The following is a 7,745-nucleotide window of genomic DNA, read 5'->3' as shown; positions in this document are numbered from 1 at the left end:
CACAAGGGCAACAGCACGGCCGGAGGCTCATACGGGCTGGGGAAGATCACGCTGTGGGCGACCAGCCGACTCGGACTCGTTCTGGTCAACAGCACCCTGTCCAGTCCCCACGAAGGACGCACGACTCGTCGACTGTACGGACGCCTCGAGCTGCCCTGGCACAGCAGGGACGGCCAGAACTTCGCAGGGCTTGCGGGCTTCGGTGAGACCGACACCGAGCCCGGACGAGAGGGCACGGCCCGCTCTTGGTGGGCGGACGAGACGACGACCGGGGCTCTGCATCTGGAGCGCGAGGGACGTGATCCGGGTACGTCCTTCCTTGTCGTCGGTGCGCACGATGCGGCAGGTGATGCGCAGACACTCCAGGAGATGCACGAGAAGTTGGTCAGGGCGCTCGCCGACAACTTCTGGGCTGCTATGACCGCGGCTCGGGACAGCAGTCCTGTCCTGGAGGCCTCGGTCACGACCCTGCGAAATGGGAACGTGGTCATTCCCGAGCAGCGGGTCGACCCGGCCGTCTACCAGCCCGCCCGTACCCGGGCGCTCAGCGCCTACCTGAACGGTGAGGCCGTCGAGCAGCGGACCGATACCACGCAGGTGGCCGTGGCGTACGTTCCGCTTCAGGTACCCCCGGAGAAGGGCGGACCGCGCAAGAACGAGGAGCACAGGGCCGTACTCCTCGTCACGGCGGCAGATGACGATGACCGGGAGCCGAACCGTCTGGTGTGCATGCGAGGGAACCGCATGACCGTCATGACACGACGAGTGACCGACCTACCGCTCGGCACCGATGCCTTCCAGGCGGTTCTGCTGGCGGGGCGGGCCACCGGGTCGTACGACCCGGAGGCACGTGCGGCCGAGCAGTTCCTGCGCACTTCAGAGCCGCCCGAGCACAACGACTGGACCAAGACGGAAGACCTCGTCACCACCTATGTCCGTGGTGCCAGGCAGCGCATCGAGGACTTCCGCAAGGACATGCTGGTCGCAGTACGTGTGCTCGTCGGCCGCCGTGAGCAGGTGAAGACCGGCGGGCCGGCGATGCTGCGGGAATTGCTCCGCATCGACGCGCACACCACGGGAGCCCGCCGGCCGGACAGGTACCCGGTGGTGCGCCACGTGGAGGGCAGTGTCGACTCACGGGGTGCCTGGAACGTACGGGTCGAGATCAAGCTGCCGAGACGCACTGATCCCTGGTCGATGACGCCGACCGCCCGGTTCGACGTACGGTCGGGCTCCAGACCCGCGATTTCCTGGGCGAAGCTCATAGCAGGCGAGAACTGCCGAGTGGAGAACGGAGTGCTCCACTTCGAGGCAGGGACCACCAGCGCTTCGTTCGAAGGTGTCACCGACGTGTCCAGTCACCCCGTGACGGGGCGAATGGCGCGCGTGGTCGTCGACCTTCAGAAGGGCAGGTGACCCGTGAACACCGTTTTCCCCTACCAGGTCCTGACCGGTGAGATCAAGATCGAGGTCACGTCCGTGAAGCTCGACGGCCGACCGCTCCCGCTGTCCATGCTCTCGCGGGATCACAAGGCCGTGGCACTTCACGAGGTAGAGCGGTCCAGGTGGGACGAGGCCCGCTTGGACCTGCGGGTGGTTCTTCCGGAGAAGGAACTTGCCGAGGGCCCCTGGGACGACGTGGCTTGCCTAGCAGCCCTCACAGAGGCCGCGACGAACGCAAGGACGACCGTCCGGCTCCGGCGCTCGGACGCGGGTTGGTGGACCGGCAGCCTTGTGCTCTTCCGTGACGCACACCTGACACGCGCGTCCCTCACGGTCATGGTGGCGGCCACGGTGGACGACGAGTCCGGTCGACTCATCGGCACGGCGGAGGAACCCTGGACCATCGAACTCGATGAGCGTGTACCCGCACGCAAGCAGGAGCTGAACATCCACGAGACGGACTTCCGCAACGGGCCCGAGACATGGTTGCGAATGTTCCAGGATGCCCCCTGGCTGGTCGAGACGACTGGTGACATGCCCACTGTGCATCTCAACACCGGATTCGAAGGCCTCGTCGAGTTTTTGAACGGAGGCGGAGCGCCCGTCGAGAAGGCAGTACGGGGCATGCTCGCCGCACAGATCGCGGCCGAGGCGTGGACGGCCATGTTCAACGCGGCAGTCGGTGACCTGGAACGCGACGGCGCTGGGAGACCGCAATGGCCCGCAGGATGGCGGGACGGTGTTCTCCGCTCCATGCTGCCCGACGTCCTGCCCGACCTCTCGATCTCGGACGCGCTGTTGGAGGTCCACCTGCGGCTCACCGAGGGCGGTTGGCAGGAATTGCAGCCTCGAATCCAGTACGCGGCGGCCCGACGGGCCAAGACGCACAAGAACATCGCCAACGGCCTGAGAGCCATGAGCCGTGACGTGGAGACGGAACGATGAGTGCTGCTCCCCTCGATCTCCCCGAACAGATCGCGCTACTGCCTGACATCGTCGCGTCCAAGTACCTGACGCGCAGTGTGCTCGCGGGAAGCGAGAGGCCGCCGCAGCTTGCCCTGCTGCGGGGGAGCGAGCCGATGAGTAGGCCGGCGGTGCGATGGAATGTCGAACCACTGCGTCAGCTGATCGACGTCGCCATGCGCCGGTACGACGGCGACCGGGCGACAGCAGACGCCTGGCTGGCACCGAGACTGCACGCGACTCTCAGAATCACCAGGAGGGAAGCGGCGGATACGAGGATCTGGAACTTCCTGGCCATGGTGGTGGCACCGGACTATGTGCTGTGGCGGCACAAGGGAGTGACCAAGGAGGGGAGACGGGCGACCGCCGACCGTTTCGTCGGCCTCCACTACAATCAGACCTTCGCCCGCCTCTGGTGGGCTGCGGAGTTGTTCAGGGACGGAGACGACTACGAGCCGGTTCGTCTGGCCTGCAGCCTTCAGGACGTTCTCAACACGACGCTGCGCCTGGCGGTCATCGATCACCGTCCCACGGCACGCGCTGTCGTTCGTCTGATGGAGAAAGGGCTGGTGCGCACGGGCCGTGATGTGAATGCGCTGGGGACAGCCATCAACACGGCCGCCGGCACTCTCGTCTACGACATCCTCGCTCCGGATGAGGCACCGGACGCCGACTCGCGCCGCTACTGGATCGACGAAGCGGAGCACGCGGGGCCAGTGTCCCTGGACAACCTCCCCTTCGGTCCCGACGACGGTTGTGTCCCGGGCGACTCCGTCGACGAGTTGGTCCGACTCTTCGCACAACTCTTCGCCGAGGCTCCGGTAAGGGGGAAGGAGGAGGGGCGGGAAGGAAGAACGGAATGGCCCAGCAACGAGGGAGTCAGCCTCGTGAAGCCGTACTCACCGTTCTAGGCGCTCGTGAATTACTCGTGCCAATGCCTTCCCCAGCCCGATCGGCACCGCGTTGCCGATCTGCCGCGCGATCTGGACCTTGGAGCCGAACCACTGGAAATCGGCGGGAAAGCCCTGGATGAGAGCGGCCTCGTAGTGGGTGATGGGCCGGTCGTGCTCGGGGTGCAGGTAGCGCCCCTTCTCGGGCTTGTAGAACTCCGTGCGGATCGTGACGGCCGGACGATCCGCGTGCATGCGGCCCATGACGTCGCCGGAGCCGGTCTTGTGCTTGTCCCAACTGTCTGTCGAGAGATACGTCTCGACGCCGCCAACCTCGTCGTGCTTGCCCGTGAGGTTGTGTCGGTTGCCGCCCGGGGGGATGGCTCGGTACCGGGCCAGTGACAGTTCCGTGGGATTGCGGCCGATGTGCAGTTCGGTCGTCCGGTACGGGCCGGGCAGCACGATGCCCAGAGGTTTGTCGGTGCGCTCCGGCAGGTCGACGGACGGAGTCTCGGCGGGCGTGTGATCGAACACCTCGCTCTGGACCGAGACCCAGGGGAGCGGCTCCGCGGGTGTGCCCTCCTCGACTTCGAAGCGGGCCTGTGGCGAAGTCGCCGTGTCACGGGTGTGGGTAGGACGCGGGTGCTTCAGCGGTTCACCGAGATCATTACGTGTGGCGATCACGATGGCGCGCCGGCGGGCCTGGGGCACGCCGTAGTCGGCAGCGTTCAGGATGCCCGAGCGGAGTGTGTAGTTGGAGAGGTCGCCCCCCTCGGAGGTGGCTTCCTGTAGGTGTTGGAACTCCTGGGACCTCAGGAAGCGGTCCACGTTTTCCAGAACGAAAATTTTGGGCTGGATGGTCCGAACCACCCGCACGTACTCGGCCCACAGTCGGTTCCGCGGGTCTTCGGCCTTGGGTTTTTCGGGGTTGTTCCGGTGCAGGGCTGAGAACCCCTGGCAGGGCGGCCCGCCCATGATCACATCGACCTGGCCGGTGTATGGCGAGGGGTCCCAGGTGGTGATGTCCACATTCGCAACATGTGCGCTGCCGAAATTGGCGGCGTATGTGGCCGCCGCCGCCTCGTCGAACTCCACGGCGGCGACGGACCGGAAGGGGGATGATCCGGGGCCGTTCGGCTCGTAGGCGCGGAAACCTGCGGAAAAACCGCCTGCACCCGAGAAGAGGTCGACCACCGTGATCGGGGAATTCGCCGGCATTGTACCAGCTGTCTTGACGGTCTTGTTGGTGGCCATGGGACGAGAGTCTAATGGTGGCTCGTTCAGGGTTTGAACGAGCCCTGGGTAATGACTTGGAGTGACTGGCCTCATACTCAACGGGATCGGGGGGCGACGATTTGTGTCCGGCAATCGCGATTATCGTCCCAGAGCCACGGCAATTTGCCCACCCAGCGCGGCAGCCACCGGGGGCGGTGTCGTCTGGCTGATCTGCCGATAGGCCGAGGTCTTCCGCCCGGTGATCTGCCAGCTGGGTTCGAATCCTTGCAGTAGGGCCACTTGGTTGACGGTCAGGCGGGGCAGGCCGAAGCGGGGGGCGACTTCTGGATCCAGCCGGAAGTCGGGGCCGGGCACGGCGTCCGCGATGCTGCCGCCGTAGATGCCCCAACGCGCCCAGATGGTTTTGGCTCGGCTCGCTCCCAGGTCCGCGCCCCCGCGCCCCGTCGCCCCGCCCATGACCAGTGGCGCCGGCTCGCAGGCGCGTGCGGCCCACTCGGCCGCGCCGGTCCAGCCGCCGGACCCCATCGACGCCGACAGTGTCTCGCCCAGGGTCGGGCACGGGCCGGGCACCGGGGACGGCCACTCGAAACGGGCCATGTCCTCGGAACGCATGGCGACGATGAATGCATGAGACCGGTGCTGTGGCACCGCGAAAGAGGTGGCGTCGAGAACCGTGGAGACCATCTCGTAGCCGAGGTCTTCGACGGCCTCGCGGACCTTGACACGTTGTGCCTCGAACTTGGGGGCACGAAGGAAAGTGGGAATGCTCTCCAGAAGAAGGACCCGGGGACGTACGAAGGAAGCCATGTCCAGCACGGCTTGAAGGGTGTCTCGTGAGTCGCTCGTGGCGAGTTGCTTCCCCGCAATGGTGTAGGGGGAGCGGGGCAGGCCGCAGCTGAGGATGTCTGCGTGGTCGAGCGGCGCGTGATCCAGTGGATTCAGGCGCTTCAGGTCGGCATGGATCACGTACCAACCGGGACGGTTCTTCGAGACGGTCCGGCAACTGTCCTCGTCGATGTCCACGGCTGCCGTCACCTCGAAGCCTGCTTGCTCGAGGCCGATGGCTTGTCCTCCCACCCCTGAGCAAAGTTCGACGGCCGTGAATTGCTGCTCGCCCATGTAGTCGCTCCCCCTCGGATCATCGCACCGTCGTGAGACGTGCCTTCCGGCGGCAGGATCTCAGATGTGAGGGCGCAGACGTACGGCGCACTGCGGGCTCTATGCCACCGGGCGAGCCCGCAGTGTCCGGTGTCGAGGTGGCTGAGCTACACCTGCCGACGAGGGATGATGGCGTCGTTCGACGAATCGATCGTGGTGAAGACGACTGCCTTCCCGTCTCGCCCGTGAGCCGCCGCCGGAGCAACGAAGGCGAAGGCCATGACCAACTTGCCGGAGTCGATCCGGCCTGAGGCCTCGACCTCATCCCTGTGCTGGGGCTCGACGACGGGATACAGCGACACCACTCCGCGCCGCTCCGCCACGTGACGCTCGGTCGCGCCGTTGCCACCCGCAGGGAAGGCGCCGGCGATGCGATAGGCGCTGGGGCGGTGCTTCGGTTCGCTGATGGCACTGAAGAGCGGGCCGCGTCGGCGCTTGCGGCTGAACCAGGAGTACGAACGCTCGGACGAGTCGATCGCCAGCTTCTTCTTTCCGGTCCTGTGCTGCGGGGCGAGGACGAGCCAATCGTCCACCTGGGGTGTCGAGCCCCCACAGATCTCGGTCAGGTAAGCGAGGTGGGGGGCAAATTGGCTGTCCGCACCCCACTTGAGTGACTGCGCGAGCGCGAGGAACTCCTCACCGGAAAGGGAACCGGTGAACGCGTCGAACCCGAAGGTCTCGCCGTCGGTCGAATACTCGAACGTGGTGGGAGCGAACGAGAGAGATTCGAGCACGGGCAACCACAGGCCCGTGTTGTGCCGCAACGCGGGCGCACCCGCGGGGTAGGCGGTGGGCTCCTCCCACCTACCGGGCGTCCGCTTGTTGACCAGTCGAGCATTGAACATCTTGTTCTTGCTCGCGGGTGGAAGCCAGGACAGATGCTGCGAGACGAGCGGCGGCACCTGAGCGGGAGTCATCTGAGCTCGCCCGTCGACAAGTTCCGAGTACTGTCGCAACTCCTGTCGAAAGGCTTCTTCATCACGGCAGATCGCCTCGAAGGCCTCATAGAGGTCAACATCCTTGGCCTTCATGGTCTCCTCGCGTCCCAGGTACAGGCGGACGAGATCTCGGTAGCCCTTGCGGAATCCGAACCAGCGCCCCATCTGCATCAACGTGGAGGCGTTGTTCGTGAGACGTCGGTAGTAGGTGACGGTGAGGCCCTCGACGGTGAATCCACGGGCCAGTTTCTGCCCGCCGATCAGGATCTTCCAGATGGACCGCTTGTCGAAGTCGGCCTCGCCGGTCTCGATGTCCTTGTCGCCGTTGATGACGATGATCGGGTGGTCGTCGCCACCGATCCGAATGGCGGCGGCACCGATGTGGGTACTCAGCTCCTCGTACGTGGCCGGCACTGCGTGGCCGTCCGCGCGCACTCGGGACACCGGGAGTACATCGTTCTCGAAGAGCTTGCGCAAACGCTGGTGGCCGCGTTCCCCCGAGTAGCCGGCGTTCCACCAGAGCCTGGTCACCCGTGCCAGCAGTTCACGATGGTCCGCCGTGCGCACGCTCTCGTGGATGAGCATTGTGTGGTGTTGGAAGTAGCGGTCGCCCAGCCCGTGCACCTCGCGGTACAGCTTCATCGCGGCCGTCAGGACGAACATGTCCATGGCTTGCTGAAGCGGCTCGTCGTCCTCCTCGTCAGAAAGGATGATGCCACGGACATGGGCCTTCTCGTTCGAATTCGCGAAGGTGCGCTCCGCTTCAGGGATCGCCGAATCGAGATCGTGGAAGTCCTGGACGCCCATGTAGCCCGCGGGTCGCGGTAGGGAGACGATGAAGTCCTTCGGGAAGACGTCCTCCGTATCGCTGGGGTCAACGAAGACGTTGGCGAAGGGGGTCGCGGTGTATCCCACGTACTGGGCCCGGGGCAGTATGTGGAGAAGTTCTGAGATCTTCTGATTGATTGCAGTGCGCTCGGCGTCCGGCTTACGGAGGTTGGCCGTGTTGACCGATGCCTCGTCGGACTCGTCATCGATGATGAGCACCGGAACCTCGGTGAGCGGGGTCTTGATCTTGTTGAGGTCCTTGACCAGTTTGGTGAGGACGGTCTTGTTC

6 protein-coding genes are annotated in these 7,745 nt (G+C 65.4%); 3 read left to right on the top strand and 3 right to left on the bottom strand.

The features are described from left to right. The 3 genes from ABEA26_RS33760 to ABEA26_RS33750 all read left to right on the top strand — a co-directional run. A partial coding sequence (locus tag ABEA26_RS33760) for a transcriptional regulator (protein WP_345597582.1) occupies window positions 1–1,416 on the top strand: 1,416 nt, incomplete at its 5' end. Between the two features lie 3 nt (window positions 1,417–1,419). Next, entirely contained in the window at window positions 1,420–2,388 is a 969-nt protein-coding gene (locus ABEA26_RS33755; protein ID WP_345597581.1) for a hypothetical protein, read from the top strand. Then, window positions 2,385–3,317: a DUF6339 family protein gene (locus tag ABEA26_RS33750; protein ID WP_345597579.1), complete on the top strand. Its 933-nt coding sequence runs from the start codon at window positions 2,385–2,387 to the stop codon at window positions 3,315–3,317. The genes ABEA26_RS33755 and ABEA26_RS33750 overlap by 4 nt, the downstream gene beginning before the upstream one ends. On the opposite strand, the gene ABEA26_RS33745 is transcribed toward ABEA26_RS33750, so the two are convergent. From ABEA26_RS33745 to ABEA26_RS33735, 3 genes are all read right to left on the bottom strand, one after another. After that, entirely contained in the window at window positions 3,306–4,550 is a 1,245-nt protein-coding gene (locus ABEA26_RS33745; RefSeq protein ID WP_345597577.1) for a DNA cytosine methyltransferase, read from the bottom strand. The genes ABEA26_RS33750 and ABEA26_RS33745 overlap by 12 nt on opposite strands. Window positions 4,551–4,670: 120 nt before the next feature. Continuing rightward, complete coding sequence (locus ABEA26_RS33740) at window positions 4,671–5,651, bottom strand: DNA cytosine methyltransferase (RefSeq protein ID WP_345597575.1); 981 nt, start codon at window positions 5,649–5,651, stop codon at window positions 4,671–4,673. Between the two features lie 146 nt (window positions 5,652–5,797). Beyond that, on the bottom strand, window positions 5,798–7,745 hold a 1,948-nt coding region (locus ABEA26_RS33735), incomplete at its 5' end, for a Z1 domain-containing protein (RefSeq protein ID WP_345597574.1).

The sequence above is a fragment of the Streptomyces marokkonensis genome (assembly GCF_039539045.1).
Lineage (GTDB): Bacteria > Actinomycetota > Actinomycetes > Streptomycetales > Streptomycetaceae > Streptomyces > Streptomyces marokkonensis.
Note: the sequence above shows the minus strand (reverse complement) of the source record. Positions and strands in the feature narration are given on the sequence as shown.

Coding starts and splice junctions, on each gene's coding strand:
- ABEA26_RS33750 (WP_345597579.1), top strand. CDS start 2,385: ATGAGTGCTGCTCCCCTCGATCTCCCCGAACAGATCGCGCTACTGCCT.
- ABEA26_RS33745 (WP_345597577.1), bottom strand. CDS start 4,550: ATGGCCACCAACAAGACCGTCAAGACAGCTGGTACAATGCCGGCGAAT.
- ABEA26_RS33740 (WP_345597575.1), bottom strand. CDS start 5,651: ATGGGCGAGCAGCAATTCACGGCCGTCGAACTTTGCTCAGGGGTGGGA.